The organism is Trinickia sp. EG282A, from assembly GCF_040965455.1.
Taxonomy (GTDB): domain Bacteria; phylum Pseudomonadota; class Gammaproteobacteria; order Burkholderiales; family Burkholderiaceae; genus Trinickia; species Trinickia symbiotica.
This window is the reverse complement of record NZ_JBFRCC010000002.1, coordinates 513,163-538,145: the sequence shown is the minus strand read 5'-3', so window position 1 is coordinate 538,145 and position 24,983 is coordinate 513,163. Positions and strand designations below refer to the sequence as shown.

Below are 24,983 nucleotides of genomic sequence, written 5' to 3'. Positions count from 1 at the left end.
GATATGGAACTTCGGCTAGCACGCGCGCATGGCCGGCGGCACCGCGGCACGGAGGTTGCATGTCAGTCGGCGCTTCCACCAGTCGGACATCGGCGATGTACGCATCCTTTCGGCAGACAGTGGGGCCATTCGGCTCGTCCGGGGGCGAAGAAGGCCCCCCGATTTGCGAATGGCGCATCAAGCGCAATTGCTCGCTGACGCCGCGCCAGTCGCTCGCCGCGACCACGTTTCTGATCGCGCTGGTCGCCCTGATTGGCCTCGGTTCCGCCGTGTCGTTCGGGGTATGGCTGGCGCTGCCGTTCTCGTTCCTCTACGTGCTCGCCATCGGTATCGCCTTCGTCGCCTATTCGAGGCACGCAACGGACGGCGAGACACTTCGGCTCGTTCCGCCTTTCATGATCGTCGAAGTGGACGAAGGCGGCCGGCGCACCGTCCATCGCATGAATGCAGCCCGGCTGACCGTGCTCCTCGACAGCGGCGACCAAGCGCAGGTCTATCTTTCCGACGGCTGGCAGCGCATCAACGTCGGGCGGCAATTGCCCCTCGCGGCGCGCGAGGAATTCGTCCGACAGTTGCGACGGTTCATCGTCGTTGGCCGTTGAGATCCACGAGGCTGCCGCGGCCGCTCAAACATCGAAGTAAAGATGAAACTCCCACGGATGCGGGCGTAGCTTGACCGCATCGATCTCGCGCTTGCGCTTGTAATCGAGCCAGGTCGTGATGACGTCGTCGGTAAAGACGCCGCCTTTGCAAAGAAACGCATGATCGCTTTCGAGCGCCGCCAGCGCGGCATCGAGCGAAGCCGGCACCTGGCGCACCGCCGCCGCCTCCTCCGGGGGCAGGTCGTAGATGTTGCGATCGAGCGGTTCGCCCGGATCGAGCTTTTGCTCGATGCCGTCGAGCCCGGCCATCAGCATGGCCGCGAAGGCGAGGTAGGCGTTCGCCGACGGATCGGGGCAGCGGAACTCCACCCGGCGTGCGCTCGGCGAATCGGAATACATCGGAATGCGCGCCGCCGCCGACCGGTTGCGCTGCGACATCGCGAGATTGACGGGCGCTTCGTAGCCCGGCACGAGACGCTTGTATGAATTCGTCGATGGCGCGCAAAACGCCATCAACGCGCCCGCGTGGTGAAGCAGCCCGCCGATGTACCAGCGACAGACATCGGAGGTGAGCGCCCATCCGCTCGCGTCGTAAAAGAGATTGCGCTCTTCTTGCCAGAGACTTTGGTGGCAGTGCATCCCGCTCGCGTTGTCGGCGAAGAGCGGCTTCGGCATGAACGTCGCCACCTTGCCGTGCTTGCGGGCGACGTTCTTGCAGATGTACTTGTAGAGCATCACGTTGTCGGCCATGCGCGTGAGCGTCGAGAACCGCATGTCGATTTCGTTCTGGCCGCCGGTCGCCACTTCGTGATGATGGACCTCCACCTGCACGCCGATGCTCTGGAGCGTGAGTACGATTTCCGAGCGGATGTCTTGCAGCGTGTCGTGCGGGGGAACGGGAAAATACCCTTCCTTGTAGCGCATCTGATAGCCGAGATTGCCGCCGCCGTAAGCGCCTTCGTCGCTGCCGGTGTTCCATTCCCCTTCCGACGAATCGACGAAGTAGTAACCGCTATGCGCGTCCTGGCCGAACCGGACCGAGTCGAAGATGAAGAATTCGACCTCCGGTCCGAAGTAGCAGGTCGTGGCGAGGCCCGTCTCGCGCAGATATCTTTCGGCCTTCTTCGCGATGTAGCGCGGATCGCGCGAGTACGGCTCATGCGTGACGGGATCGACCACGTCGCAGATGATCGCGAGCGTCGGCGTTGCGCAGACGGGATCGACGAAGGCCGTCGTCGCGTCGGGCACGAGCAGCATGTCCGATTCGTGGATTTCCTGGAAGCCGCGGATCGACGAACCGTCGAAGCCGATTCCGTTCTGAAAGAGGCTCTCGCTGACTTCGGGCAGCGTAATCGAGAAGTGCTGCCAGAGCCCGGGCAGATCCGTGAATTTCAAGTCGACGATCTGAACGCCATGCCGGTTGATGAGATCGACCACTCCCTCGGCATTCGTCGGACGCACGACGCGGTAGCTGCCCGGCTCGGCGAAGACTTCGAACCGCGATGCCCCCGTAGATAACGTTGACGACATGGCTCGCCTCCTTCGCTTCGCTGCTCATGTTCGACCTTAGTACGTCCTGCCACAAAAACAAGGGCCGCAAGCGAAGGAGAACGAACCTCGGATCGATCAAGCGTCGGCAGCCATTCCTTTCAGGCACGCCTCGCCGGCGTCTTGCGCCGCTGCCCGCGTCGTATAGTTTTCATCCGAAACCAGCGAACGCTTCACTTGCCTCGCGGCAAAATCGACGAGCGAAATGACCCACACATAGCCGCCCGCACGTTCAGCCGTTTGAACGAAAGCCTGAACATCGCCTCTTTGCTCCGTATTCATCTGACCTCCTTTTCTTGCTGGGATCGATGCGGCGCGCGGCGGTCGAAAGCCGTTGATGCGTCTACCGAGGATTGCGTCGGCAAGCCGCGGCCGCCACTAAACCGCAGACGCGAAATCATCTTGATTGTAGGCCGCGCGCTCCAGATTGCGAGCCGGACCGAGCGGCCGTTCACGTGCCATGGGGTACGTGCCGCAGTTCCGTAAAATTACCGCGGGCAAGCCACCGTGGAGAAACCTTAAATGAAGATTGCAGTGATGGGAGCAGGTGCTGTCGGGTGCTACTACGGCGGCATGCTGGCGCGCGCCGGGCACGACGTCGTGCTGATCGGCCGCGCGCAACATGTCGAAGCGATCAACCGCGACGGGCTGCGCTTCACGAAGCATGACGTCGAAGAGCGGATCGAGCTTGCCGCGAGCACCGAGGCGAGTGCGGCACAAGACGCCAAGCTCGTGCTCTTCTGCGTGAAATCCACCGATACCGAGCGCGCGGCCGCGGAACTGCAGCCCCATCTGCTCGCCGACGCCGTGCTGCTGACGTTGCAGAACGGCGTCGACAACGCGGACCGGCTGCGCGCACGATTGCCGCACGAAATCGCGGCGGCGGTCGTCTACGTCGCGACCGAGATGGCCGGTCCGGGACACGTCCGCCATCACGGACGCGGCGAGCTCGTCATCGAGCCGTTCCCGTCCGCCGCGGAAATGGCGCAAACGTTGATCGACGCCGGCATTCCGACCGAAATCTCGGACAACGTCCGTGGCGCCCTTTGGGCGAAGCTGATTCTCAACTGCGCGTACAACGCGATGTCGGCGATCGCGCAACTGCCCTACGGCGAGCTCGTGAAATGCGAGGGCGTGAACGAAGTCATGCGCGACGTCGTCGCCGAGTGCCTGGCTGTCGCGCAGGCGGATGGCGTCACCGTTCCGGGCGACATCGATGCCGCCGTGCGAAGGATCGCCGAGACGATGCCGAATCAGTATTCGTCGACCGCGCAGGATGTCGCGCGCCGCAAGCGCAGCGAAATCGATCATCTGAACGGGTACGTGACGCGGCGCGGCGAGGCACGCAGCATCGCGACGCCGGCCAATCGTGTTCTGCATACGCTCGTCAAGGCGATCCAGCTAAGGCAGTCGACATAGCGAGCGGAGTCGTCGGCGCCGAAATGCCTGTTCTTTTGCAGTTTCGTTGCCATCGGTGCCGGCTCATTGCGATCTTGAGTTCGCGCGGCCACGAACGATACTAATAAGCGTGCGCAGAATCGATCGGGAGGAGTGCCATGCCGACCTACCAATACCGTTGCGAAAAGTGCGGCGAGACGTTCGAGCACGTCGAGCACCTTGCCGAGCATGAAAAAGCGCAACCGCAGTGCCCCAAGTGCGGAAGCGACGCGGTGCAGCACGTTCCGACGCCGTTCGTCGCGAAGACGGCGAGAAAGAGCTGAGCTGGCGGGCGATCGGTTCTCGATAGCTGCCTCGTGGCAAGGATGGCCGCCAAACCCCAAATCGAACTAAGTAACCGGCGAAATAATTCGAACGATGAGCCCGCGTCCCGCTCCGTCAACGAAGCAGCGACCGCTTCGCCGCGCGGAGCACATGGCGCGTCATGAGCCAGCATTCGTTCGCTCGCGCTTCGCGGCGCTGTGGGGCTCGTGCGTCATTGCTGGGGTGATCGCCGCCTGCGGGCAGCGCAGCGCCGATATCGCGACGTATCAAGGCTACGTCGAAGGCGAGTTCGTTTATCTGTCATCGTCGCAATCGGGCACGCTCGCTCAGCTCTCCGTGCAACGCGGCCAGAGCGTCGCGGCCGGCGCGCCACTTTTCGCGCTCGAGTCCACCGACGAAACGGCCGCGCTCCAGCAGGCCCAGCACCAGCTCGCCGCGGCCCGGGCCCAGCTGGCGGACCTGCAGACGGGCAAGCGGCCGCCCGAGGTCGATGTGACGAAAGCGCAGCTCGCACAAGCGATCGCGCAAGCGCGGATGGCCGCGCAGCAATTGGCACGCGACGAAGCGCAGTTTCGCGCGGGCGGCATTTCCCGACAGCAGCTCGACAACTCGCGCACATCGGCCGCCACGACCGCCGCGCAGGTCCGCGAAGTGCGAAGCCAGTTGACCGTCGCGCGCTTGCCGAGCCGCGGAAGCCAAGTCCACGCGCAGAGCGAACAGGTGGAAGCGGCGCAAGCCGCGCTTGCCCAGGCGCAATGGCGCCTCGATCAGAAGCGCGTAGCGGCGCCGCGCGCGGGTCTCGTCTACGACACCCTCTATCGCATTGGCGAATGGGTGCAAGCGGGAAGCCCCGTCATTCAGCTGCTGCCGCCGCCGAACATCAAAGTGCGCTTCTTCGTGCCTGAGACCGTCGTCGGAATGCTCGCCGTGGGGCGTCATGTCGTTATTCACTGCGACGGCTGTGCGGCGGATATTCCCGCCACTGTCACCTACATCGCGACCGAGGCCGAATACACGCCCCCCGTCATCTACAGCAACGAAACACGCTCGAAGCTGGTATTCATGATCGAGGCCCATCCCTCGGCCGCTGACGCACCGAAACTGCATCCGGGCCAACCCGTTACCGTGAGGCTGCAATGAACGGCCCGGCCGAGCGTTCAGATGCCGCCGCCGACTATGCGATCGACGTGCGGCAGCTCAACAAGCACTTCGGCTCGAAGCACGTCGTGAAGAACCTCTCTCTGCGCGTGGCTCGGGGCGAGATTTTTGGCTTTCTCGGGCCGAACGGCAGCGGCAAGACGACGTCGATCCGCATGATGTGCGGACTCCTCACGCCCGACTCCGGCAGCGGCGCATGCCTCGGCTACGACATCGTGCGTGAGAGTGCTCAGATCAAACGCCGCGTCGGCTACATGACGCAACGCTTCTCCTACTGGGAAGACCTCTCGATCCGCGAGAACCTCGATTTCGTCGCGCGCATGTACCAGATGCCGCGCCGCAAGCAGGTGGTCGAGCAGGCGCTCGAATCGCTCGGACTCGTTAGTCGTGCGAATCAATTGGCGGGCTCGCTTTCGGGCGGCTGGAAGCAGCGTCTCGCGCTCGCCGCCTGCATGCTGCACGAGCCGCAATTGTTGCTGCTCGACGAGCCGACGGCCGGCGTCGATCCCGCCGCGCGCCGCGACTTCTGGGAAGAGTTGCACCGGCTCGCCGCGCGAGGCATCTCCGTGCTCGTCAGCACCCACTATATGGATGAAGCGGAGCGCTGCCACAAGCTAGCGTACATCGCATACGGCGAACTGCTCGCCGAAGGCACGGCGCAAGAGGTCGTCGCCGCGCAAGGCCTCTCGACATGGACGATATCGGGTGCCCGTCTCACCGAGCTATCCGATCGCCTGCTCGCGATGCCGGGCGTCGAGCAGACCGTCGTGTTCGGCCCATTGCTGCATGTGAGCGGCCGGGACCGCGCAACGCTCGCCGCGACGGTCGCTGAACTCGGCAAAGAGCCATCGCTGGAAATCCGAGAAATCGCGACCGGACTCGAGGATGTGTTCGTTTATCTGATGAGCCGGACGCCCGACAGCTACGTCGACAAGGGGTGATCATGAGCACGCGAGCCTCCTTCCCGTCGCGGCGCTTCCCGTTCTCGCTCTCGCGCTGGTGGAGCATCGTGCTCAAGGAGTTCTTGCAGTTGCGCCGCGACACAGTCACGTTCGCGATGATCGTCGGGGTGCCGATCATTCAGCTCGCTTTGTTCGGATTCGCCATCAACACCGATCCGAAGCACTTGCCTTCCGGTGTCATCGTCGCCGACGACAGCGTGTTTTCGCGCAGCTTTATCGCCGCCATGCGGAACTCGACGTACTTCGATGTCGTGCGGATACTGCCGAACGAGGAGGCCGGCCGCCGTGCGCTCGCGCGCGGCGATGTCCAGTTCGTGCTCACCGTCCCCGCCGATTTTTCGCGGCGACTGCTGCGCGGCGAGCGGCCGTCCCTGCTCGTCGAAGCGGACGCGACCGATCCGCTCGCGACGAGCACCGCGCTCAATGCGCTGCCAGCGCTCGTGCAGCCCGTCGTCGCCAAGGACATCACTGGACCGCTCGCCCGTCTGAACGGACGCGCGGCCGCATTCGACGTCGAAGTCCATCGCCTCTACAACCCCGAGGGAATCACACAGTACAACGTCGTACCCGGATTGATGGGCGTGATTCTGACGATGACGATGGTGATGATGACAGGCCTCGCGATCACACGCGAGCGCGAGCGCGGAACGATGGAGAATTTGCTGGCGACGCCGGTGCTGCCGATCGAAGTCATTACCGGAAAGATCGTGCCCTATGTCTTCATCGGATTCATCCAGGTTTCGATCATCCTCGCGGCCGCGCGCTGGGTTTTTCATGTGCCTTTCGTCGGGGGCGTGCTTGCCATTTATGGCGCGTCGCTGCTCTTCATCGCCGCGAACCTGACCGTCGGTATCACGCTCTCGTCCCTTGCACAAAACCAGCTGCAAGGCATGCAATTGACCGTGTTCTATTTCTTGCCGAACATTCTCCTCTCGGGATTCATGTTTCCGTTCGCGGGCATGCCGGCTTGGGCGCAGATCATCGGCAACGTGCTGCCGCTCACTTACTTCAACCGGCTCGTGCGCGGGATTCTTCTCAAGGGCAACGGCTGGGCCGACCTTTGGCCTTCCGTGTGGCCGATTGCCGTCTTTACACTGGTCTTGATGGCGGTGGCCGTGCGGTTCTATCGGCGTACCCTCGATTAGCCAGGTTCACGTATGAACGCGCTGCTTCGTCGACAGCTTGGCTGCTTCGGGCTCATACCGGTGGTGCCGATACTCTGCGCGTGCACGGTCGGCCCCGACTTCCATGCTCCGCCGATGCCGACGACACAACGCTACATGCGCGAGGAAACGCCGGCGACGACCGCAGCCGCAAGCGGCACTCTCGGCGCCGCGCAGGCCTTCGTCCCCGCGGCGCATGCTCCGCGGCAATGGTGGACACAGTTCGGATCGGGCGAGCTCGATCGACTGATCGACACCGCTTTCCGTCAGAGTCCAACACTCGACAGTGCGCGCGCGAAGCTCATCGAAGCACGGGAAAACTACATCGCCGAAGCCGGTGGGACCGAGTGGCCGAAAATCGACGCGAATCTGTCCGCTACGCGAGAGAAGATCGATATCGCGGCGTTCGGCATCACGGCGTTTCCGCCGCCCTCGCCGTTTTCGCTCTACAACGCGTCGGTCGGCGTGTCTTATATGCTCGACTTCTTCGGCGCGAATCGCCGCGCGCTCGAAGCGTTGCGGGCGCGGATCGATTACGAGGCCTACGAACTCGAGGCGGCAAGGCTCACGCTGGCAGGCAACATCGTTGCGGCGGCTATCCGGCGAGCCTCGCTTCAACGACAGATCGGGCTGACCCGTGCGCTCGTCGACGACGAGGCGCAACAGCTTTCAGTGATCGAATCGCGATACGCCGCTGGCGGTATCGCGCTGGCTGACGTGCACAGTCAACGCACGCTGCTTGCTCAAACGCGCGCGACGCTGCCGCCCCTTTCGACCCAGCTCGCGCAGATCGATCATCAACTGGCGATTCTGGTCGGCGTGCCGCCATCCGATGTGGATGGCGCAAATATCACGCTCGATTCTCTGCATCTGCCCGAAACGCTGCCGGTGACACTACCGTCGACGCTCGCTCGCGAACGTCCCGATATTCGGGCGGCACTGGCATTGCTGCATGAAGCGAGCGCTAATGTCGGCGTTGCAACGGCTAACCTCTTTCCGAAGTTTTCGATTTCCGCGAGCGCGGGCTCCGAACGCACGCATCTTGCTGAGGAGCTGAACAGTATCAATGTCTGGAACCTGGGCCTGAACGTGACGCAGCCGATTTTTCATGGCGGCGAGCTGCGCGCAAGGAAGCGCGCGTCGGAGGCGGCCTACGAGGCCGCGCTCGGCGATTATCGTCAGACTGTCCTGATGGCGCTCGGGCAGGTGGCCGATGCGCTGCAAGCCGTGCAGGACGATGCGCGCACGTTGCAGGGACGCGAGATAGCTGCGCGTGAAGCCGAGGCGACGAGCGCAATCACGCGCGAGCAATACGCAGCCGGCGGAGTCAGTCGATCCGCGCTGCTCGATGCCGAGCGCCAGGCACTGCAGACAGCGCTTGATCGGACGCGGGCACAGGCCGATCGGCTCGCCGATACAGCGGCTTTGTTTCAGGCGCTCGGGGGCGAGTGGACGACGACGGAGCCTTGAAGAGGGCACAACCACTTCACCCGACCCTCGCACGCTCGCGCAACGCTTCTGTCGTCTCGCCCGCGCCGTCATGGCGCCAACCCGGCGGCTGGAAAACATACTCGAGTGCCGTCCACCCATCAGGCGCCGACTTCATATCGCGTGCAAGACTCACCCAATGCTCGAGCTCAACGACGAGCGGGTTGCGCGAGCGCGTCGGCGTGGTCAACCCATAGCGGCAAGGCTCTTCATCCCGCTCTTCGACGTAGGTTCCAAAGAGCCGATCGAACACGATCAACACGCCGCCGTAGTTCGCGTCGAGGTAAGTCGCATTCGATGCGTGATGAACGCGATGCGCCGACGGCGTATTGAACACATATTCGAGCCATCCGAGTTTCGGGATCCAAGTGGTGTGCAGCCAGAACTGATAAAGAAGATTCAACGAGAGCGTAACGAGTACCACCTCCGGCCGCACGCCAAGCCATACGAGCGGGGCAAAAAACATCGCACTGCCCGTAATCTTGCCGGTCCAGCCGAGGCGATAGGCCGATGACAATGTCAATTGATTCGGCGAGTGATGGACCGCGTGCGTGGCCCAGAAAAAACGAATGCGGTGCGAGCAACGGTGATACCAGTAGTAGCAGAACTCCTGGCCGACAAATAACAGCATCACCATCAGTGCGCTGTCGAGCGTCACCGTGAAGATCCGGTGCTCCCACGCCAGCGCGAAGATCGGCGTCGCGAGCGACAGCGGCAAAAAGGCAAGCAGCTTGCGGCCAGCCAGATCGACAAGCGACAGCCAGACCTCATGCCACTGAAAGCGCGCATGGGTATTTCGGTTCTTCCAGGTCAGCCAGCACGCCTCGATCAGCGAAACGCCGACGACGAACGAAGACGCGATGAGCGAAATTAATGCGGTGGAGGTCATTTCGACTCCAGTGAATAAGGTTGAGAGGATTTCGTCGGCCGGCCCGCGATGCAATGACTTTAGCGAACGAGGTCCGAAAGCGCGATCGGAAAGATATGTCGAACAGTTTCAATCAACGTCGTGAGACCGGCGCTACCGGCCCGCTCGTCACCACAACACGCCGTTTTCCGGGGTTAGCGAAGACAAGCCGTGATCGCTGCCGAGGCCATCGAGCAAATCCATTTCGATCGCACGCGCGACAGCGGTCAACGGCACGTCGTGGACCGTGTTCGAGAACGGTTGCGCGATGTCGTCGCCGGTCCGCAGCAGCGCAAGTAGCAGAAAGCCGAGTCCCGTCGAGCCCAGAGGCGTGAAGACGCCGAGCGTCTGTACGAGCCCGAGCGGCAGCAACAGACAGAACGCATGGGTGAAGAGCGCGGGATACGTCGCATATTGCCGCGGAAACGGCGTGTTTCGTATCCGCTCCATCCCTCCCTGCGCATTCGACAGCTCGCGCATCGTTTGCGCGACGATTGCAAGCTGCATGCTGTCGAGCGACGCTTCCCGCCGAATCAGTCGCGCACTCTCGGAGAGGATCGCGTGGGGGACGTTGGCAACGCCGCGCAAACGCTCGACCTCCTCCGCGGGAAGGCGTCCATCCAATTCGTCCCACGGCGGCTCGCGGCGCAGGTGCAGCCGCAGCGCATGAACGTAGGCGATCTGGCGCACGATGAGCAGGTGCCGCAACGCACGCGCATGCTCGGGCAGCAGGATGCTCAGCTCGCGAGCGAAGCTGCGAGAGTAGTTGACCGTCGCGCCCAGAAGCGTTCGGGCCTCCCACCATCGCGCATACGCGGCGGAGTTGCGAAAGCTCAGGTAGACGACGATCGCCGAGCCGAACAGCGATAGCGGCAACGCCGGAAACGTGACACTTTCTGGCGCGTAAAGATAGGCAACCGTGACGACGATATCCCACAGGCACAGGAGCCCCAGCGGCCGCCCCACGTAGCGGATGATCTGGATCGCGCATGCACGCCCCGGTACGATCACGCCGCCACCCTGCGCGGGCGCTGCATGCGCTCGCGGGCCTCGTCTAGCGCTAAAAAGCGCCCGGTGTCCGCGTCGAGTACCGTGACCACTCCCGCGCCGATGTCGTAGAACCATCCCTGCAGCGCGATGCGTTGTTGCGCGAGCCGTGCGGCAACGGACGGATGGGTGCGCAGGTGCGAGACCTGCAGCCGAACGTTTTCTTCGGCGATTTCCTGAATCATCCGCGAGGGGCCCAAGCGGCGCGCCCGCACGACGCTGCGCGCAGCTTCGGCGTTGCGCAGCCACGCCTGAACGGTCGGCATCTGGCAGCAAGGCGCGGCCTCCACGGCCAAACTCTTCATCGCACCGCAGTCCGTATGACCGCAAACCACGATCTGCCGAACGCCGAGCAGCGTGACTGCGTATTCGATAATCGCCGAGACTCCGCCAAGCGTTTCCCCATAGGGCGGTACGATATTGCCGATGTTGCGGCAGACGAACAGCTCCCCGGGCTGGCTCTGCGTGATCGTTTGCGGACATACGCGCGAGTCGGCACAGGTGATGAATAACGTATGCGGCGCCTGTCCATGAGCAAGGTCCTCGAACAACGCCCGGCTGGACGGAAACACTTCACGACTAAATCGCTCCACGCCCGACAGCAGTCCGGCCAGATCGCGCCTGACGTGCCCGCCCAGCGCCAATGCAGTCAAATTCCCTTCCACTTTCATTTAGAACTCCTAACAAATCGAAGCAGTCTCATGATCGAATTGACAGTCACCACAGGTGCCCCTACATCAGACGCACGTCCGACTTTCCGTTAACCGCGCCCACGTACCGGCCAATTGTTGGCAGTGCCGGCCGCCTGCACCTGATCGGCAATCTTGTCGGCCAGCTTCTTGGCGTCGGTGTCCGTCGTGTGCCGACGCTCCGATGCCACATGCAGTGCAGCCCCCGCGGCAAGCGCGATCGGCAGATGGTGAGTGATCGCGCCCATTGCACCCGTTTCGGCCATGCCCGGTGCCTTGCCACTGTCCGCCTTTGCCGTGAAGCTTTGGACCGGCACCGCAGCGCCGGTCGCCGGCTGATACATGAGCCGCACTGCGGCCGCGAGCTCACGCTTTCCCGCGCCGAGGCCGACGACGACGCGACGGCGTGCGTTGCCGGCATCGACCGTTTCGAAGTTGCCCTCGACGAGCAGCGCCTTCGTGCCGGCCGGCACGGAAGAATCCGAGCGCATGGCGCGCCAGCCTTGGGACTGCAGGCGGCTGACGATTTGGTCCGCAACGCTGTCACGCAGTTCGGCCGCGCAGGCCGCTTGACTCACTCGCGCCGAACCGCCCGACATCAAGCGAAGGCCCTGACGTTGTCCTTGTCCGCTCGCGGGCAGGCACTGGTCCGGCGCAACGTCGAACGACCTGACATAAACGATATCGGGCGCTTCGCGAGCGTCTACCGGGTAATGCGCGACGCCCGTCACTGGCGCGGCGCAACCGGTCAGTAAAACGAAACTCGCTGACAGCGCCGCGACGGCGGCGCCTTTCCAATGACGTGCCGCAAGCTGGGATAGGTTCTGCATACTCATTCGGACCTCGATTCGCCTATGCGTTGGTTCGTTCGACCGGTCGACCAGGCGTCTTCCGGAACATGGAGGCAAGTATCGAGGGAGCACCGCGTAAACACTATCGATGAGTTATGTCGAGAAATGTCGTCCGCGCCTGATCACGCGTGAGGCGCTTTCAGCGGCAGCGCAACGCGCACCTCGAGGCCGCCCCCCTCACGCGCGTGAAAGCTGACGGAGCCGCAGTGAGATCGCGCAATTCTTTCGACAATGGCGAGCCCGAGCCCGGTGCCGCGCGCCTGTCGGCTCGCGTTCGCGCCGCGCGCGAACGGCGCCTTGAGACGTTCGATCTCGTCGGCGCTGATTCCTTTGCCTCGATCGCAAACCGCGGCGTAGGCATAGCCGCCTTCGCACCAGGTGCGGACGGCCAAGCCGGTGCGTCCGTAAGCCACCGCGTTCTGCATAAGGTTCATCAGCAAGCGCATCGTGTTCGTCGGACGAAACGGAAACGGCGGCACATCGCCGAGCGACAGCTCAAATTCGTGCCCAAGCCCCGCGAAATCGCCCGCGATCTGATCGACGAGGGCATTCAGCTCGCCGACTTTCGGTGCTTCGCGCTCGCCGCTGCCCGCGTAGTCCATGAATTGCTGAAGAATGGCATCGATCTGCTCGAGGTATCCCTCCGCCGATGCGGACAGCGCTGCGTCGCCGTTCGCCGGAATCGCGAGCGTGAGCGCGAGACGCAGCTTAGTGAGCGGCGTCCGAATGTCGTGCGAAATTCCGGCCAGCATCAGTGCGCGTGTCGCTTCGGCTTGGCGCAACGCATCCGTCATTTCGTTGAAGGCGCGGCTCACCTGCGCAATTTCGGTCGGGCCGTCGACAGGCAGCGCCTGTGGCGCATTGCCGGCGCTCACGTCACGCGCGGCATGCGCGAGCTGCCGTAACGGTCGATTGATGTAGCTTTGAATGACATAGCCCGTCAGGGCCGCGACGAGCACCAGACCGATCGATAGCGCGATCGCGGTCGTGACGGCATCGGTTTGCGCATCGGGTCCCATCGCCGGCGCGATCCAGTAAGGCGAGCCCGCGATATGAATGCGAATCCAGAGCCTTTCAGCCGCGGCGGGCTCCCAACGGATGAGCGTGTCGGGTGGAAGGCTACGATGCAGGGCCTGGGCGAACAGATCGCGTTGATACGTGCGAAAGAAGTGAATGAAACTCGGACGCGGCGCCTCCACAGCGTCGCGCGGCGGCTCCGGTTGTGCATCGAGTCGGGCGATCACCGCTCGGCCTTCGCCCGGCGGCAGCGAAGCGAGCGCGCGATCGAGCGTCCGCACGTATTGGGCGAAGGTAACCGCCGCTCGTTCTACGCGTGGGCGCTGGATGTAATAGACGATGACTGTCAGCGAGCACGCCTGCGTCAACACCACGAGCGTCACCAGCAGCGCGATGTTGCGCGCGAGCAGCGAGCGCGGCGGGCCGAAGCGCCTCATCGGTCGACATCCGCCACCAGCATGTAGCCCATGCCCCAGACCGTCTTGATGAATCTTGGCTTAGACGGATCGTCTTCGACGACTTGCCTGAGCCTCAGCACTTGCACATCGATGCTGCGATCGAGCGCTTCGTGCTCGCGCCCCCGCGCGCGGGCCAGAAGATTCTCGCGGCTGACCGGCCGGTTCGGCGACGAACCGAGCGCCTGCAAGAGCCGCATCTGCGCCGAGTTCAGCTCGACCGGCTGCCCGGCCCGCAGCAACGTCTGTTTCCTCAGATCGAAGTGGAACTCGCCGAACCGCACCTGCTCCGACGTAACCGTTGCTTCGCCCGATGCGATTTTCTGTCGGCGCAGCAACGCGCGGATTCTCGCAACGAGCTCGTTCGGCAGAAACGGCTTTGCCAGATAATCGTCCGCGCCCATTTCCAGCCCGACGACGCGGTCCACGGGATCGCCTTTGGCCGTCAGCATGAGGATCGGCAACGTGTGCCCCTCCGCGCGCAAGCGCCGGCAAACCGACAGCCCATCCTCGGGTTCCATCATCAGATCGAGCACGAGCAGGTCGAACGGCTCGCGCTGCAAATAGCGATCGAGCCGCCGGCTGTCGGCGACGCAACGCACGTGGAAACCCTGTCCCGTCAGGAAGCGCTGCTGCATGTTGCGCAGCTCCGCGTCGTCGTCGAGCACGATGATCTTGTCCGGCCGATCCATGACGTACCTCCGGCAATACCGCGTTGGCCCAATGCCGCGCGTCCACGCTGACATCATCATAGGCGGTATGGGCTCGTTCAACGTGACGCGCCGCTCGCGGCGCACGTCAGCGCGATCGCGCTCGTTGTGCGAAATACGCTTCGACCTGTGCGAGCGTGACATAACCCTGATGGCGCGTATCGATCTGAGCGAAGTGGCGTGCCACCATCGGCATTCCGGCAGCGGCCTGCTGCCGCGTCAGCTTGCCGTCGTGCGTAGTGTTGGCGTTGGCGAAGCGCTCGTGCAGCATCTCCAGCCCTTGCTCCATGCGCGCCGCGCCGCTCGCGGGCGGAGCGGCCGGTCCAGGTGAGAGCGTCTGCGCGGACGCAGCCGTCGAGGCGACACAGATGGCGATCGTGATAAGCATACGTTTCATTAAGTACTCCTCAAAGAATCATCACCGCCCGTCGGCGCACTGCGCTCCGACTCGAGCGACGGCAGGCGAATCTTAGAGGCGTACCTGGGAAGCAGGCGATCGAAAAACTGTGTCGCGGCATGTCATGCCGCCGAATGCGGACTCGGTCGCGGCAGGGCAAAAAGGCTTGAGCCGCGGCGCGCGAATCGGGCGCCCTGCGCCGGGTAATCGCTCGTTCGGCCGCGCACATTACGACGTGCGGCAGCGGGTTTCCAGGCGTACTATCGCTTCCATCATCCGATCGAGGATGACCTCACGGTAGAGATGCAAAGCGGGGGGAACCGGCCATGAGACGCCTCTATTTTCTCGTACCTGATACGGCGATGGCGAAGGCGATCGTCGACGACTTGCTCCGCGCGCGAATCACCTGGCGGCATATCCACGTTCTCGCTAACCACAACGTCGCGCTCGATCAGTTGCCCGAAGCATCCTTGCTCCAGAGCAGCGACCTTGTGCATGCGCTCGAGCGCGGGGTGGCGCTCGGGGGTGCGACGGGCGCGCTCGTCGGGCTCGCCGCACTTGTCTTTCCGCCCGCGGAACTCGTCATAGCGGGCGGCGCCGTGGTCGCATTGACGTTGGCGGGCGCGGGCTTCGGGGCGTGGACCGCCGCGATGATCGGCATCGCCGAACCGAACGCGCGACTCGAACGCTTTCAGGACGCCATCAAAGACGGCCAGATTCTGATCATGGCCGACGTGCCGGCGCTGAGAGAACAAGAAATCGAAGAGATGGTCGCCCAGCACTTCCCGACGGTGGACCGGGAAGGCGCCGAGCCTACGACGCCGATCTTCCCTTGAGGGACGACGCCCGTCTTCGCTGTGCGCTGCAATGCTCGCGTCGCCGAACGCGACATGATCGAACGCGGCAAGACCGAACGCGGCGGTCGGCCGCCGCATCGGCAAACTCCGGCCTCACTCGCGGTGCCTGGAGCAACTCATGTCAGTGATGCATGTCAGCCCCGTCGCGAACTATGAAGCCTGCCTGATCATCGGTGGCGAGCACGTCTTCGAAATCACCGTCGACGAAATGCCGCAACTGCGGGAGAAAGTCCGCAGTCCGGTGCGCATCCGGATCGCATTCGACGAACTGGAGGCCGAGGCGCCGCGGGGGACGTGGTCCGCTATTGCGAAGGACTTGTCGACCAGGGGCGCGGCGTTCTTCTATGAGCGCATCGACGAGAACGTCTTTCGCGTGACATGCGCTATCCCGCGTCAAGGTGCATGACGACGCCACGTTCAGCAATGGGGAACGCGTCACTAATAGCGCGGCGCAGCCGGCGCAGCTACCAATGCGGCGGCCGGATCGGCCAGCGCTGCTTCGCTCAACAGCGTTCGGACTTCCCTCATGAGCCGCGCGGCAGGCACCGGCTTCGTCAATAGCGTGTCCCACAGCTTCTCATCCACCGATGGCGGCGGGTAGAGCGCGGTAAGCATGACAATGGGTATTCGGACCGTCGCCAGATTGGACTTCAGACGCCGGCAAAGCTCGGCGCCGTCGATGCGCGGCATCATGTAATCCGTGACGATCACGTCCGGCCGATTGGCGATAGCCTTCGCGATCGCGGATTCGGCGTCGTTTGCAGTGACGACGCGATACCCTTCCTCCGCGAAAAGAGCCCCAAGGGCGCGCAGAAAGTTACGGTCGTCGTCGATGGCGAGGATTGTAACCAAGCGAAAATCCCGTATCAAAGAGCAAACAAGGGACAGCAATTGGCATGCCCAAGCGGGCTACTCGCTCCGACGGGGCAACGCCATAGCGGCTCTGAATGACATTGGTCGCAGCGGCAACCAGACCGCACTATCCAGCCACCTGTACTTTCTTCACTCGCTACGGGGTAAAAACGTCCGATTCGTCAGATCAGGCCCAGGCGGAAAACATGGGTTCGGAATCAATGTCCTAAATATCCGATATGAGCCGCCCCGTGTCGGCATGGTCTTCGGGACGCCGATCAAGCTGGGAGGCGTGGTCTCCCAGCGCGTCAGCCAAATTTCTTCGCATAGAGCTCGCCGACCCAGTCGACGAAAACGCGAACCCGCGGCGACAGATGTCGCCGATACGGATAGAGCGCCGACACGGGCATGTCAGGGCTTTGCCACTCGCTCAGCACTTCGACGAGGCGCCCCTCGCGCAATTCGTCCTCGATATGGTGGCGAGGGACCTGGATCAGCCCGCAGCCGCGCAGCGCACTGACGACATAGGTTTCGGCATCGTTGACGGCGATCCATCCCCCGAGCTCGTAAGTGCGTGCCAATCCGTCGACGATGAGCTCGAACGGATAGGCGATGTTCCCATTACTCGAAAAAAAACGCACGGCCTGGTGCGAAGGCAACTCATCGGGGTGATGGGGTGTGCCGAACGCAGCCAGATAATCGGGGCTCGCACAGATGACCTGCGGCATCATGGCGAGCCGCTTGGCCACCAGTGTCGAATCGCGCGGATGGCCGCCGCGAATGACGCAATCGACACCCTCCCTTACCAGATCGACCAGCCGGTCGCCACTACTGACGACGAGATCGATCGCCGGAAATCGACGACGAAATTCGTCGATCTTCGGCAATACGATGCGCGTCGCATGCGTGCCGTGCATGTCGATACGCAGCACGCCGCGCGGGTTCGCCGCAACGTGCCGCAGCGACGCCTCCGCGTCCTCGAGCTCGTTCAGCACCTGCACACAGCGCTCGTAGTAGGCCTGCCCATCGAGCGTCGGCCGCACCTGCCGCGTGGTCCGCTCGAGCAGCCGCGTGCTGAGGCTCGCTTCAAGCTGCTTGATCGCATGTGTCGCCGTCGCGCGTGGAATGTCGAGCATGTCGGCCGCGCGACTGAAGCTTCCCGTCTCCACGATGCGAGTAAAGAGCTGAAGCGTATCGAGCCGGTCCATCGTTATTTACCGTTCCCGAAATGGGGTCATGGATGATTGTTCAATTATAGGAGTCGCTTCGGCGGGATTGTTGAGCGCCATTGAATGCCGTTACCAACCTGCAGTCATTTATCGCTCGCATCGAAACGGCAAGAATGGGCTCCATCCAGACGGGCACATCGCCCCATCTCTCAAGGAGCGAACCATGAGCAATACAGTACGGAAGAGCGCCATCGTCACCGGTGGGTCGCGCGGAATTGGCCAGGCGATCTCACTGCGGCTGGCGGCGGACGGCTTCGCGGTCGCGGTGAACTATGCAGGCAATGCGGCGAAGGCCGAGGAAACGGTCGACGCGATCAAGGCCGCCGGCGGCACGGCTCTCGCGATCCAGGGCGACGTAAGCAGCCCTGACGATGTGGGGAAACTGTTTGCGTCCGCCAAGACGGCGTTCGGTGGCGTCGATGTCGTCGTGAACAGCGCCGGCGTGATGCCGATGGCAACGATCGACACGGCCCATCTCGAAGCGTTCGATCAAGTGATCGCGACGAATCTGCGCGGCGCTTTCCTCGTCATGGCTCAGGCAGCGAAGGACCTCGAGAAGGGCGGCCGGATCATTGCGCTGTCGACGAGCGTGATCGCAAAGTCCTTCCCGGGTTATGGCCCCTACATCGCGAGCAAGGCGGGTGTCGAAGGGCTCGTGCACGTGCTCGCGAACGAATTGCGCGGACGCGGCATCACGGTCAATGCGATCGCGCCCGGACCCGTCGCGACCGAACTCTTCCTGAAGGGCAAATCCGACGAGCTGATTGCTCAGATTGCCAAACAGGCGCCGTTGGAGCGCATCGGTCAGCCCGAAGATATTGCATCCGCTGTGTCGTTTCTCGCTGGCCCAGATGGCGCCTGGGTCAATTCGCAAGTCGTCCGCGTCAATGGCGGCTTCGCCTGATTATTCGCTCGATCGAACGCGAGCGGCCCGGCAACAACGGTCGCCGGGCCGCGTAACCACCCACGATGTTTGGTTCTCGAAAAACGAAGCGCTAACTCTTCAGCCTACGATCGATTACTGTGAACCGCTGCTCGGCTCCGGCTCACTCGCCGCCATGCCCTTGTTGTGCTTCATATGCCGCATGTGATGCTTATGCATGCCGCTCGACTTGTTCATGCCGTTTCCCATCGTGCTCGTCCCCGATGCGCCCGATGGTGACTCGGTCGTGCCTTCGGCATTCGGCGTCCCCATTCCTGTGCCGCCGCCACCAGCAGCGCCCCCGCCAGCTCCTCCGCCAGCGCCGGCCGCATACGCGGCACCAGATAACCCAAGCATCAAAGCGGAAACAACGATTCCCTTACCTGTAACTCGCATAACGGCCTCCCTCTTACGCAAAAGTGACGACTAACCCAAAAGGGCACAATGTCTAGCGTTCCTGCGCAAGGTACATGCCGCATTTGCACATCATCGACGGGCGCTTGCAGGCACATTCAATGCTGTCACCCTCGTCCATGAAACGAATCTTTAAAGTTACCGTCGTCCTTCTAGTCGCGGTGCTCGCGGGCAACCGTATCACCGACTTCCTGACCGCAGGCTCTCGGCGCCAGCGACCCCCTCTCTGAACCGAACGTCAAGTGCGGTTTTTGCCAATCTTTGCAATCGCCTGACCGTCTCTTATCCTACAGACGGCCAGATGCAAACAGCGGACCGAATTTTTGACTCTCTCGGTCACCACGCGACACGCTCCCAAAGGAGAATAGCGATGAGAAACGCGACACGGTGGGCCATTTTTTCGTACCGCGGTGCACAGGCTTCACATCGAAACGCAGCGGCATTTTGGCGATCTTGTCGACGTTTCTTAAGCGTTTGCCTCTATGGGCTCGGCGCACTCGCGCTGGCTGGCAGCTTTGCGCAGGCCGCGACGATCAAGAGCGGCGACATTCTCGTGGTCGATACCGGCAACGGCAAGCTCTTTCGCGTAGACCCGCAGACAGGTGTGCGCACCGTCATCACCGACTTTCGAAATTCTTCGCAAGGTCCCGTCGATCAATCGTTCCTCGGCGGCATCTCCATGGCAGGCGGGCGGATCTTCGTCACCGCCGCAACGACCGGCATCTACTCGGTCGATCCTGCCACCGGCACGCGCACGCTCGTCAGCAACTTCGCCCAGGGCACGTTTCAAGGGGACATCTTCGGCTCGGCCGTCGATTCATTCGGGCACGTCATCGTCAACTGGGCGAAACCGCAGTTCGGTGGCGCGCCGAGGGCCATCGTCAACGTCGATCCCCGCAGCGATGCACGTACTATCGTCACCGATTTGACGAACCCCGCTCAGGGAGATTCGTTCAACTGTTGTGTCGCATACTTTACGGACCTCGCGCTCGAACACTCCGGGTCGATCGTCGCGGGCGTGACATGGTTTGCGCCAGTCGGGCCCTCGCGAGATACAGGCGACCTCTATCGCGTCAATCCGGCATCGGGTCAACGAACGCTGCTTAGCGATTTCAGCAACGCGGCACAGGGTGTCACCCAGGTCGTGCCGTCAACGGGTATTGCGACCGACCCATCCGGTCAAATCCTGGTGAATACGCGAGGAACCTCGACCGCTTCTACAGCGCGGGATCTACTGGTACGGGTAGATCCCGCCACCGGAAGCCGTACCGTCGTCAGCGATTTCGACAATGCCGCGCAAGGGACTCCAGGACGGCGTCTTTCGGGCATCGCGTTGGAGCAGTCGGCGACCCATGTCGACTTCATCGTCGGCGCCAGCGTCGCGGCAAATGTCGCCGCGCAACCGTCGCTCCTCTTCCGAGTCAACCCGCAGACCGGACAGCGGACTTTGCTCAGCGATTCCAGTAATGCGCAGCAAGGGCCACCTTTCTCATGGATCGATGAGATTACCGTCGTGCCCTGACAGCCAGACTGCTTAGGTTCGATGCGCGTCCGGCACGCGCAGAGGTTCGGCGATCGATAGTGCGATGAGCGTTGGCGGCATTATTTGGTTCGATGCAATGTAAAAGGGGCGAAGATGTCTTCGCCCCTTTTACCATTCAGAGGAGCATCATCAGGCGGCTTTGAGCAACCCATGCGGGTCGATGACGAACTTGCGCGGCGCACCGCCGTCGAACTGCTTGTAGCCTTCCGGCGCTTCGTTGAGCGAAATCACCGTGACGTTGACGATGTCCGCGATGGGCAGCCGGTCGAACAGAATCGCCTGCATCAGGTTGCGGTTGTACTTCAACACGGGCGTCTGGCCCGTATGGAACGAGTGCGACTTCGCCCATCCGAGCCCGAAGCGAATGCTGAGGCTTCCGTGCTGCGCGGCGACGTCCTTCGCGCCCGGATCGTCAGTCACGTAGAGCCCGGGAATGCCGATCGCGCCGGCAGGCCGCGTGATTTCCATCAGCGAATTCAGCACCGTCGCGGGCGCTTCTTGCGAATGGCCCGACGCACCGTGCCCGTGCGCTTCGAAGCCGACACAGTCGACCGCGCAATCGATTTCCGGCTTACCGAGGATCTGCGCGATTTGCTCGCCGAGCGTCGCATCCTTCGACAGATCGACGACTTCGAAGCCCATCGCTTTCGCGTGTGCAAGACGCGCCGAGTTCATGTCGCCGACGATCGTACATGCCGCGCCCAGCAGGCGTGCCGATGCGGCCGCCGCCATGCCGACCGGTCCCGCGCCCGCGATGTAGACCGTCGAGCCGGGTTTCACGCCCGCTGTCACCGCGCCGTGATAGCCCGTGGGCAAAATGTCCGAAAGACACGTGAGATCGCGAATCTTCGCCATCGCCTGATCGCGGTCCGGGAACTTCAGCAGGTTGAAGTCCGCATACGGCACCAGGACGTACTCGGCTTGCCCTCCGATCCACCCACCCATATCGACGTAGCCATAGGCTCCGCCCGCCCGCGACGGGTTCACGTTCAAGCAAACCCCCGTATGCTGCTCCTTGCACATCGCACAACGTCCGCACGCAACGTTGAACGGGACGGACACGAGATCGCCGATCTTCAGCGTCTCGACGTCATGGCCGACCTCGACCACCTCGCCCGTGATCTCGTGCCCGAGCACGAGCCCGACCGGCGCGGTCGTGCGGCCGCGCACCATATGCTGGTCCGAGCCACAAATGTTCGTGCTGACCACCTTGAGAATCACACCATGGCCGATCGAGCGCCCGCTCGGGTCCACCATCTTCGGATAATCGATCTTTTGCACCTCGACCCTGCCCGGCCCGAGATACACGACACCTCGATTGCTACTCATCGCACTGTCTCCTTTCCGTTCTATGGCGCTGCCGCACGCCGGCTGCAAGCGTGGCTCGTCGAGAGTAGTCCGGAACGAAGGGGGAACGGGAGACAAAACCCGACAGACGTTTGAACGGTGCCGACATCGGGTTCGCGGCGCCGATGCATGCGCTTCAGGCATGCATTGCGAGGAACGAGGAACGAGGAACGTACCTCAGTGAAGTACAACTTCGCCGATTGCGGCCAGCGCGCAGAATGCGACGACGAGGAGCGGAGGGACTTTCCAGCGGGCCAGCAGGAAAAAGCCGATGACGGCGATGGCGAAATCGACTTTCGTGAGAATGGCGCTGGTCCAGACCGGTGTGTACAGTGCAGTCGCGAGCAAGCCGACGACGGCCGCGTTGATGCCGGCGAGCATGGCGGCCATCGAGGGGCGCGAACGCAACGCCTGCCAGTAGGGTAACGCCGCAATGACGAGCAGCAGCCCGGGCAGGAAGATGCCCGCAATGGCGATCAGCGCGCCCATGGCGTGGCTCGGCGTGCCTGCCAGCATCCAACCGAGGAAAGCGGCGAACGTAAAAAGAGGCCCAGGGGCGGCCTGTGCGGCACCGTAGCCAGCGAGAAAGACGTTCGGCGTCACCCAGCCCGTTGCGACGGTTTGCTGCTGCAACAGCGGCAGCACGACGTGCCCACCGCCGAAAACGAGCGCGCCGGAGCGGTAGAAAGCGTCGAAGACTTTGATCGCATGGCTTGCGTTTACCGTGGCTAAGGCAGGAAGCCCCGCGAGGAGCACGCAGAAGAGCATCAATGCAACGGCGCCGGTAGTGCGCGAGACCCGGAATTCGAGAGCGTGTTGTGGCGGCGTTGCGGCGATCCCCGATCCCGTCGTCTGACATAACGCAATCCCAAGCGCCGCGCCAATGACAATGACGATCAATTGAGAATAAACGGTCGTCATCACGCTGAGCAGTACCATGGCAATGAGCGCGATGGCCGCGCGGCGGTGGTCCGGACACAGACGTCGGGCCATGTCCCAGACAGCTTGCGCGACGACGGCGACAGCGACGATTTTCAGGCCGTGAATCAGGCCTGCGCCGAGCGGACCTGCGAGGCTCGGCGCAATCGCGGCGAAAGCGATCAGCAAGATGACCGAAGGCAGCGTGAACCCGCACCATGCGGCGAGTCCGCCGAGCCACCCGGCTCGCAACAGGCCTATCGAGAATCCGACCTGACTGCTGGCCGGACCCGGCAGGAATTGGCAAAGGCCGACGAGGTCCGTGAAAGTTTCGTCGTCGAGCCATCGGCGTCGCTCGACGAACTCGCGGCGGAAGTAGCCGATATGAGCAATCGGACCGCCAAAAGACGTCAGCCCCAACCTGAGAAACACTGCTAGAACCTCGGGCGCTGAGGCGACGCGAGTAGCGTGCGGTGATGTCGTAGGAGTTTCCATTTGCTCCGGCATAGTTAATGCATTTAATCCGCGAATCGGTATTGTCTACGAGAAGGGTCCTGCGCGCCGCCGCGCGCTCCCCTACGCCGCTCCGTCATGGCAACGCCGACTCATTCCATTCGAGACAGCAAGTGTCTATCGGGTAGTCGATATGCGAACCATCCTCAACCGGCTGCATCACTCGCGCTGGTGCGCCGCTCCTGTCATTGCAACGCTGCTTGCGGGAAGCGCCTACGCCGTGGGCGCTTGTCCGAAGTTTGTCGAGCTGAGCTCGGGCACCATATTCAGCGTGGCGGATCTCATTTCCGACACCGGCTCGCCCGAAGCCGCACTGCGTGAGGTGCGGGCAGCGCTTGCAGAGACGAACGCAGCCGGCGGTTGCCGTCGGGCTAACGATCGTAACGCCTGTGAGGAAACGCTGGCGGTCACGCGCAAGGCGATATCCGCGTTGGAGGAATGCACTGCACCGCATTTGCCCCGCCAAAAGGTCGAATAGCAGCGCTACGCCCGCGCGCAGATCGTCTTGAACGGCGACCATGCGTTAACCGTCCCTTAAGCTCGCGGTGCCATGCTCGTATCAACGGTTGCGGAGATCTCTCTTCGCAGCCGCAACTGATACGGAGGTACCTATCATGGACGGCAAGATCAAGGCCATCGCTATTGCGATCGCACTGGCCGTACCGGCCGTTTCATTCGGTCAGCCATCGAACGGGCCGCTGACGCGCGCGCAAGTGAGAGCTCAGTTGATCCAGCTCGAACGCGCCGGCTACAACCCGGCGGAGGGCAATAGAGGATCGCACTATCCACGAGATATCCAGGCGGCTGAAGCGCGCGTCGCGGCGCAGAACGGCACGAGCGGGACGAGCGGCATGGCAACGGGGATGGGTGGAACGACGACAAGCGCGTCGGAGTCGGGGCATCAAACCCACACCTCGAGTTGGATGGGTGGAACGACGACAAGCGCTTCGGAGTTGGGGCATCAAACCCACACCTCGAGTTGGAATCCAATGTACCGGCATCATTGAGGTCGTGGCGCCGGTGATCACACGCACTAATTTCTATCATCGGCGTCGCGCAAATCTCCGGGGGAGCGCACGGTTTGCACGCGCTCGCCCCGGTCGACGAAATCAAAGCAGCTACTGCCATCGGCGAGGCATGAGGGAATTTCCTGGCCATCGGCTCATTGGCCATTGCTCCTATTTATCTTTTCTTCCAATACCGGATTTGCCTGCTTCTCGCCGGTGCAGTCGGGATTCACGGTGTACGAGAGCGTCTCGTCGGTTTTGGTGGGAATTTTCCAGCGATGGAGCTCGTTTACGCGGTGTACGGCGCACGCTGCTCGGCGAACGCTTGGAGTCAAATGCGATTTTTGGAGTATTGCAACTCGTTTTAGCCCGACCGTAATGGCACGGCCAGACAAAAACGAGCGTGATTAGCCGTCAGTGTTCTGATGAGAGATGTCCCCAAGCAACGCGATTCGATAGCTTGTAGCGCGGGGACTCCTGCTGAACGCAGCTGTTGGTTTCGAGCGTCGGCAGCAATGATGAATGTGTTTGCTGCGAGCCAACACTTCCCGCCTCTGCTTACGGGTCTGGTGTCAGTTGCACGCGTCGAAACGCTTGCACCGGAAGAGACAAGAGCCTGCTCGCCAGCTTTGGCACAGTGAGTGCAGAAGGATTGCGAACCGAGC

General features: G+C 62.7%; 27 protein-coding genes. 13 read left to right on the top strand and 14 right to left on the bottom strand.

Annotation, left to right across the window (positions count from 1 at the left end):
• The first annotated feature begins 95 nt into the window (after positions 1-95).
• A complete protein-coding gene (locus tag AB4Y31_RS10380) occupies positions 96-602 on the top strand; it encodes a DUF2244 domain-containing protein (RefSeq protein WP_368673854.1) in 507 nt (168 codons plus the stop codon).
• A 24-nt stretch (positions 603-626) separates the two neighbouring features.
• Here the strand turns inward: AB4Y31_RS10380 and glnA are convergent, their stop codons facing one another.
• On the bottom strand, positions 627-2,132 hold the full coding sequence (gene glnA / locus AB4Y31_RS10375) for a type I glutamate--ammonia ligase (protein ID WP_368673853.1): 1,506 nt from the start codon (positions 2,130-2,132) through the stop codon (positions 627-629).
• A gap of 96 nt (positions 2,133-2,228) precedes the next feature.
• Positions 2,229-2,432 (bottom strand): hypothetical protein, encoded by a 204-nt coding sequence (locus tag AB4Y31_RS10370; RefSeq protein ID WP_018441177.1) that lies wholly within the window; start codon positions 2,430-2,432, stop codon positions 2,229-2,231.
• A 240-nt stretch (positions 2,433-2,672) separates the two neighbouring features.
• On the opposite strand from AB4Y31_RS10370, the gene AB4Y31_RS10365 reads away from it, so the two are divergent.
• The 6 genes from AB4Y31_RS10365 to AB4Y31_RS10340 all read left to right on the top strand — a co-directional run bounded on the left by AB4Y31_RS10365 (position 2,673) and on the right by AB4Y31_RS10340 (position 8,625).
• Positions 2,673-3,569 (top strand): ketopantoate reductase family protein, encoded by an 897-nt coding sequence (locus AB4Y31_RS10365; protein WP_368673852.1) that lies wholly within the window; start codon positions 2,673-2,675, stop codon positions 3,567-3,569.
• Positions 3,570-3,706: 137 nt separating this feature from the next.
• Positions 3,707-3,871, top strand: a complete 165-nt coding sequence (locus tag AB4Y31_RS10360; RefSeq protein WP_018441179.1) for a zinc ribbon domain-containing protein — start codon at positions 3,707-3,709, stop codon at positions 3,869-3,871.
• Positions 3,872-4,022: 151 nt separating this feature from the next.
• Positions 4,023-5,012 carry an HlyD family secretion protein gene (locus tag AB4Y31_RS10355; protein ID WP_368673851.1) on the top strand — a complete coding sequence of 330 codons (990 nt, stop codon included), beginning with the start codon at positions 4,023-4,025 and terminating at the stop codon, positions 5,010-5,012.
• Entirely contained in the window at positions 5,009-5,971 is a 963-nt protein-coding gene (locus AB4Y31_RS10350; protein WP_368673850.1) for an ABC transporter ATP-binding protein, read from the top strand. The genes AB4Y31_RS10355 and AB4Y31_RS10350 overlap by 4 nt, the downstream gene beginning before the upstream one ends.
• A 2-nt stretch (positions 5,972-5,973) precedes the next feature.
• Positions 5,974-7,137: an ABC transporter permease gene (locus AB4Y31_RS10345; RefSeq protein WP_368673849.1), complete on the top strand. Its 1,164-nt coding sequence runs from the start codon at positions 5,974-5,976 to the stop codon at positions 7,135-7,137.
• A gap of 12 nt (positions 7,138-7,149) precedes the next feature.
• The gene (locus AB4Y31_RS10340) at positions 7,150-8,625 is read left to right on the top strand and encodes an efflux transporter outer membrane subunit (RefSeq protein WP_368673848.1); all 1,476 of its coding nucleotides are present in this window, start codon (positions 7,150-7,152) and stop codon (positions 8,623-8,625) included.
• Positions 8,626-8,641: 16 nt separating this feature from the next.
• On the opposite strand, the gene AB4Y31_RS10335 is transcribed toward AB4Y31_RS10340, so the two are convergent.
• The 7 genes from AB4Y31_RS10335 to AB4Y31_RS10305 form a co-directional block, all read right to left on the bottom strand.
• Complete coding sequence (locus tag AB4Y31_RS10335) at positions 8,642-9,532, bottom strand: sterol desaturase family protein (RefSeq protein ID WP_368673847.1); 891 nt, start codon at positions 9,530-9,532, stop codon at positions 8,642-8,644.
• A gap of 147 nt (positions 9,533-9,679) precedes the next feature.
• The gene (locus AB4Y31_RS10330) at positions 9,680-10,561 is read right to left on the bottom strand and encodes a bestrophin family protein (protein ID WP_368673846.1); all 882 of its coding nucleotides are present in this window, start codon (positions 10,559-10,561) and stop codon (positions 9,680-9,682) included.
• The gene (locus AB4Y31_RS10325) at positions 10,558-11,268 is read right to left on the bottom strand and encodes a carbonic anhydrase (protein ID WP_368673845.1); all 711 of its coding nucleotides are present in this window, start codon (positions 11,266-11,268) and stop codon (positions 10,558-10,560) included. The genes AB4Y31_RS10330 and AB4Y31_RS10325 overlap by 4 nt, the downstream gene beginning before the upstream one ends.
• A gap of 89 nt (positions 11,269-11,357) precedes the next feature.
• Positions 11,358-12,122: a DUF4410 domain-containing protein gene (locus AB4Y31_RS10320; protein WP_368673844.1), complete on the bottom strand. Its 765-nt coding sequence runs from the start codon at positions 12,120-12,122 to the stop codon at positions 11,358-11,360.
• A gap of 137 nt (positions 12,123-12,259) precedes the next feature.
• Complete coding sequence (locus AB4Y31_RS10315; protein WP_368673843.1) at positions 12,260-13,591, bottom strand: ATP-binding protein; 1,332 nt, start codon at positions 13,589-13,591, stop codon at positions 12,260-12,262.
• Positions 13,588-14,301 carry a response regulator gene (locus AB4Y31_RS10310; protein WP_368673842.1) on the bottom strand — a complete coding sequence of 238 codons (714 nt, stop codon included), beginning with the start codon at positions 14,299-14,301 and terminating at the stop codon, positions 13,588-13,590. Before AB4Y31_RS10310 ends, AB4Y31_RS10315 begins: the two co-directional genes overlap by 4 nt.
• 106 nt (positions 14,302-14,407) lie before the next feature.
• Positions 14,408-14,716 (bottom strand): EF-hand domain-containing protein, encoded by a 309-nt coding sequence (locus tag AB4Y31_RS10305; protein ID WP_368673841.1) that lies wholly within the window; start codon positions 14,714-14,716, stop codon positions 14,408-14,410.
• Between the two features lie 326 nt (positions 14,717-15,042).
• Here AB4Y31_RS10305 and AB4Y31_RS10300 point away from each other — a divergent pair, with 326 nt between their 5' ends.
• A complete protein-coding gene (locus tag AB4Y31_RS10300) occupies positions 15,043-15,552 on the top strand; it encodes a DUF1269 domain-containing protein (RefSeq protein WP_368673840.1) in 510 nt (169 codons plus the stop codon).
• Between the two features lie 139 nt (positions 15,553-15,691).
• Positions 15,692-15,979: a hypothetical protein gene (locus AB4Y31_RS10295; RefSeq protein WP_368673839.1), complete on the top strand. Its 288-nt coding sequence runs from the start codon at positions 15,692-15,694 to the stop codon at positions 15,977-15,979.
• A gap of 32 nt (positions 15,980-16,011) precedes the next feature.
• Here the strand turns inward: AB4Y31_RS10295 and AB4Y31_RS10290 are convergent, their stop codons facing one another.
• Together AB4Y31_RS10290 and AB4Y31_RS10285 are read right to left on the bottom strand one after the other, a co-directional pair.
• Positions 16,012-16,425 carry a two-component system response regulator gene (locus tag AB4Y31_RS10290; RefSeq protein ID WP_368673838.1) on the bottom strand — a complete coding sequence of 138 codons (414 nt, stop codon included), beginning with the start codon at positions 16,423-16,425 and terminating at the stop codon, positions 16,012-16,014.
• 308 nt (positions 16,426-16,733) lie between these two features.
• Positions 16,734-17,633 carry a LysR substrate-binding domain-containing protein gene (locus tag AB4Y31_RS10285; protein ID WP_368673837.1) on the bottom strand — a complete coding sequence of 300 codons (900 nt, stop codon included), beginning with the start codon at positions 17,631-17,633 and terminating at the stop codon, positions 16,734-16,736.
• Positions 17,634-17,817: 184 nt separating this feature from the next.
• Between AB4Y31_RS10285 and AB4Y31_RS10280 the strand changes: the two genes are divergently transcribed.
• Entirely contained in the window at positions 17,818-18,558 is a 741-nt protein-coding gene (locus tag AB4Y31_RS10280) for an SDR family oxidoreductase (RefSeq protein ID WP_368673836.1), read from the top strand.
• A gap of 114 nt (positions 18,559-18,672) precedes the next feature.
• Here AB4Y31_RS10280 and AB4Y31_RS10275 read toward each other — a convergent pair whose 3' ends face one another.
• A complete protein-coding gene (locus AB4Y31_RS10275; protein ID WP_368673835.1) occupies positions 18,673-18,849 on the bottom strand; it encodes a hypothetical protein in 177 nt (58 codons plus the stop codon).
• A 511-nt stretch (positions 18,850-19,360) separates the two neighbouring features.
• On the opposite strand from AB4Y31_RS10275, the gene AB4Y31_RS10270 reads away from it, so the two are divergent.
• Positions 19,361-20,512 (top strand): PQQ-binding-like beta-propeller repeat protein, encoded by a 1,152-nt coding sequence (locus AB4Y31_RS10270; RefSeq protein ID WP_368673834.1) that lies wholly within the window; start codon positions 19,361-19,363, stop codon positions 20,510-20,512.
• 150 nt (positions 20,513-20,662) lie between these two features.
• On the opposite strand, the gene fdhA is transcribed toward AB4Y31_RS10270, so the two are convergent.
• Together fdhA and chrA are read right to left on the bottom strand one after the other, a co-directional pair.
• Positions 20,663-21,862, bottom strand: a complete 1,200-nt coding sequence (gene fdhA / locus AB4Y31_RS10265) for a formaldehyde dehydrogenase, glutathione-independent (RefSeq protein WP_368673833.1) — start codon at positions 21,860-21,862, stop codon at positions 20,663-20,665.
• Positions 21,863-22,057: 195 nt separating this feature from the next.
• Positions 22,058-23,293 (bottom strand): chromate efflux transporter, encoded by a 1,236-nt coding sequence (chrA, locus tag AB4Y31_RS10260; RefSeq protein WP_368673832.1) that lies wholly within the window; start codon positions 23,291-23,293, stop codon positions 22,058-22,060.
• A gap of 151 nt (positions 23,294-23,444) precedes the next feature.
• On the opposite strand from chrA, the gene AB4Y31_RS10255 reads away from it, so the two are divergent.
• Positions 23,445-23,789, top strand: coding sequence for a hypothetical protein (locus AB4Y31_RS10255; RefSeq protein ID WP_018441199.1), 345 nt, complete (start codon positions 23,445-23,447; stop codon positions 23,787-23,789).
• A 136-nt stretch (positions 23,790-23,925) separates the two neighbouring features.
• On the top strand, positions 23,926-24,318 hold the full coding sequence (locus tag AB4Y31_RS10250) for a DUF4148 domain-containing protein (RefSeq protein ID WP_368673831.1): 393 nt from the start codon (positions 23,926-23,928) through the stop codon (positions 24,316-24,318).
• Positions 24,319-24,983: the final 665 nt, after the last annotated feature.

Excerpts from the sequence above, each read along its gene's own strand:
- AB4Y31_RS10355 (WP_368673851.1), top strand. The coding sequence starts at position 4,023 with ATGGCGCGTCATGAGCCAGCATTCGTTCGCTCGCGCTTCGCGGCGCTG.
- AB4Y31_RS10310 (WP_368673842.1), bottom strand. The coding sequence starts at position 14,301 with ATGGATCGGCCGGACAAGATCATCGTGCTCGACGACGACGCGGAGCTG.
- AB4Y31_RS10285 (WP_368673837.1), bottom strand. The coding sequence starts at position 17,633 with ATGGACCGGCTCGATACGCTTCAGCTCTTTACTCGCATCGTGGAGACG.
- AB4Y31_RS10270 (WP_368673834.1), top strand. The coding sequence starts at position 19,361 with ATGAGAAACGCGACACGGTGGGCCATTTTTTCGTACCGCGGTGCACAG.
- AB4Y31_RS10360 (WP_018441179.1), top strand. The coding sequence starts at position 3,707 with ATGCCGACCTACCAATACCGTTGCGAAAAGTGCGGCGAGACGTTCGAG.
- AB4Y31_RS10380 (WP_368673854.1), top strand. The coding sequence starts at position 96 with ATGTACGCATCCTTTCGGCAGACAGTGGGGCCATTCGGCTCGTCCGGG.
- AB4Y31_RS10370 (WP_018441177.1), bottom strand. The coding sequence starts at position 2,432 with ATGAATACGGAGCAAAGAGGCGATGTTCAGGCTTTCGTTCAAACGGCT.
- AB4Y31_RS10340 (WP_368673848.1), top strand. The coding sequence starts at position 7,150 with ATGAACGCGCTGCTTCGTCGACAGCTTGGCTGCTTCGGGCTCATACCG.
- AB4Y31_RS10320 (WP_368673844.1), bottom strand. The coding sequence starts at position 12,122 with ATGAGTATGCAGAACCTATCCCAGCTTGCGGCACGTCATTGGAAAGGC.
- AB4Y31_RS10325 (WP_368673845.1), bottom strand. The coding sequence starts at position 11,268 with ATGAAAGTGGAAGGGAATTTGACTGCATTGGCGCTGGGCGGGCACGTC.
- chrA (WP_368673832.1), bottom strand. The coding sequence starts at position 23,293 with ATGGAAACTCCTACGACATCACCGCACGCTACTCGCGTCGCCTCAGCG.
- AB4Y31_RS10350 (WP_368673850.1), top strand. The coding sequence starts at position 5,009 with ATGAACGGCCCGGCCGAGCGTTCAGATGCCGCCGCCGACTATGCGATC.
- AB4Y31_RS10295 (WP_368673839.1), top strand. The coding sequence starts at position 15,692 with ATGTCAGTGATGCATGTCAGCCCCGTCGCGAACTATGAAGCCTGCCTG.
- AB4Y31_RS10365 (WP_368673852.1), top strand. The coding sequence starts at position 2,673 with ATGAAGATTGCAGTGATGGGAGCAGGTGCTGTCGGGTGCTACTACGGC.
- AB4Y31_RS10280 (WP_368673836.1), top strand. The coding sequence starts at position 17,818 with ATGAGCAATACAGTACGGAAGAGCGCCATCGTCACCGGTGGGTCGCGC.
- AB4Y31_RS10275 (WP_368673835.1), bottom strand. The coding sequence starts at position 18,849 with ATGGGGACGCCGAATGCCGAAGGCACGACCGAGTCACCATCGGGCGCA.
- AB4Y31_RS10305 (WP_368673841.1), bottom strand. The coding sequence starts at position 14,716 with ATGAAACGTATGCTTATCACGATCGCCATCTGTGTCGCCTCGACGGCT.
- AB4Y31_RS10335 (WP_368673847.1), bottom strand. The coding sequence starts at position 9,532 with ATGACCTCCACCGCATTAATTTCGCTCATCGCGTCTTCGTTCGTCGTC.
- AB4Y31_RS10345 (WP_368673849.1), top strand. The coding sequence starts at position 5,974 with ATGAGCACGCGAGCCTCCTTCCCGTCGCGGCGCTTCCCGTTCTCGCTC.
- AB4Y31_RS10250 (WP_368673831.1), top strand. The coding sequence starts at position 23,926 with ATGGACGGCAAGATCAAGGCCATCGCTATTGCGATCGCACTGGCCGTA.
- AB4Y31_RS10255 (WP_018441199.1), top strand. The coding sequence starts at position 23,445 with ATGCGAACCATCCTCAACCGGCTGCATCACTCGCGCTGGTGCGCCGCT.
- AB4Y31_RS10315 (WP_368673843.1), bottom strand. The coding sequence starts at position 13,591 with ATGAGGCGCTTCGGCCCGCCGCGCTCGCTGCTCGCGCGCAACATCGCG.
- fdhA (WP_368673833.1), bottom strand. The coding sequence starts at position 21,862 with ATGAGTAGCAATCGAGGTGTCGTGTATCTCGGGCCGGGCAGGGTCGAG.
- glnA (WP_368673853.1), bottom strand. The coding sequence starts at position 2,132 with ATGTCGTCAACGTTATCTACGGGGGCATCGCGGTTCGAAGTCTTCGCC.
- AB4Y31_RS10300 (WP_368673840.1), top strand. The coding sequence starts at position 15,043 with ATGAGACGCCTCTATTTTCTCGTACCTGATACGGCGATGGCGAAGGCG.